Origin of the sequence: Microbispora sp. NPDC049633, from assembly GCF_040675265.1 — a bacterium.
GTDB lineage: Bacteria > Actinomycetota > Actinomycetes > Streptosporangiales > Streptosporangiaceae > Microbispora > Microbispora maris.
In genome coordinates this window covers 1-1818 of the sequence record NZ_JBFAOO010000403.1, presented here as the reverse complement: position 1 = coordinate 1818, position 1818 = coordinate 1, and the positions used below count along the sequence as shown (strand labels likewise).

Annotated in this window: 1 protein-coding gene; it reads right to left on the bottom strand. The window is 68.4% G+C overall.

Annotated features, from left to right (window positions below; all coding sequences use genetic code 11):
* On the bottom strand, positions 1-961 hold a 961-nt coding region (locus tag AB0J39_RS39395; RefSeq protein ID WP_363474300.1), incomplete at its 3' end, for an endo-1,4-beta-xylanase.
* Positions 962-1818 lie beyond the last annotated feature (857 nt).

Sequence of the window (1818 nt, the reverse complement as noted above, 5' to 3'; positions counted from 1 at the left end):
GCAGCGGGGTGTCGCCCGAGCGCCAGGAGTCCTGGTCGCGGACGCCCCACACGGTGATGCCGTTGCAGCGCGGAACGGCCAGGCAGTCCTTGACCACGTTGGCGTAGGTGGTCGGCGAGGCGCCCTGGATGTCCAGCTCGGTGATCTGGACGTCGACGCCGAGCGCGGCGAAGTTCTGCAGGGTGGTGCGGTAGTTGCTGGGGTAGGGGCTGCCGCTGTTGAAGTGCGACTGCAGGCCGACGCAGTCGATCGGCACGCCGCGGGCCTTGAAGTCCTTGACCATGTTGTAGACGCCCTGCGTCTTGGCCCAGGACCAGTTGTCGATGTTGTAGTCGTTGTAGCAGAGCTTCGCGTCGGGGTCGGCGGCCCGTGCGGTGCGGAAGGCGACCTCGATCCAGTCGTTGCCGGTGCGCTGCAGGTTGGAGTCGCGGCGGCCGCCGGAGCCGTCGTCGAAGGCCTCGTTGACCACGTCCCAGGCGTAGATCTTGCCCTTGTAGTGGGACATCACGCCGTTGATGTGGCTGATCATGGCCTGGCGCAGCGAGCTGCCCGACAGCTGCCCCCAGAAGTTCGGCTGCTGCTGGTGCCAGGCCAGGGTGTGGCCGCGGACCCGCTTGCCGTTCTGCACCGCCCAGTTGTAGATCCGGTCGCCGTTGGTGAAGTTGAACTGGCCCGGGTTCGGCTCTGTCGCGTCGGGCTTCATCTCGTTCTCGGCCGTGATCATGTTGAACTCACGGCTCGCGATCGTGGTGTACTGCGAGTCGCCGAGCCTGCTCGCACTGATCGCCGTGCCGAAGTAACGCCCGCTCTGCGCGGCGGCCGCGCCCAATGTGCTCTCCGCCGCGCCGGCGGGGACCGACACCGTCACGGCGGTGATCGCGCCGAGCACGCCGAGGGCGCCGGCGAGCAGCACCCGGCCGCGGCGTGGGCGCCGATCTAGGGGGGTGGCGTTTGAATCCATGCCTGAGCCTCCACAACTGAATCACCGAAAGCGGGGACATCCGCGGGATCGACACCGCGTCCCACGCGTGGGACGCACACCACGAGGGCGTCGCGGACGGCGACCCCCTGCCGCTTCACCACCGACCTGGCAAGGGGAGACCGCCTCTCGGGGACTCAGTCTGGAAACGTCTCCGAAATGTGTCAAGGCTACGCTGAAACTTTCGGAGGCCCGGCCGTGCCCAACCGGCCCTGTCCGGCGTCTCATGAGTGGTCGGGCCACGGAAAACAGGGCGGCGGTCGCGTAGCCTGACGCGAGCCGGTGATGAAAGTTTCAAATACGCCGTCCGCGCGATCGCGCCCCGGCCGTCACCGATAGCTCCTGATGAGCGGACATCCGTTCCATGCGCCGCGGGGAACGGCGCGCGCCGGGGCCCTTGACGGAGCTTCCCGTCTCGTATTTGCTCCGGCGCACCACCACCCACCGGCCGCCGTGAGAAGAGGAGCAGCGACTCGCCGACTTCTGTTAGCGCTAACACCCATGCCGACCAGCGCTACGGAGACGGCCTTCGCCGGTGACGGTCCCCGTCGAGGGGGTCGCGCCGCCACGCCAGAGCCACCACCCCCCATCCACTCGCCTTCCTCGGAAAGGTTGGGCAACTGCCGATGTTAACGCTAACAAATAAGCGCGGCTCCACAGAGAGGCCGCCCACCCGCGGCTGGAGGCGGTGGAGACGCCTGCTGACCACCGCGATCCTGTCCGTGACCGTCGCGGCGGCGGTGCCGGGTGTCGCGAGCGCGGAGTCCAACGGCGGGGTGCGGGTCATGCCGCTGGGCGACTCGATCACCGAGGGCACCCAGGTGCCCGGCGGCTACCGG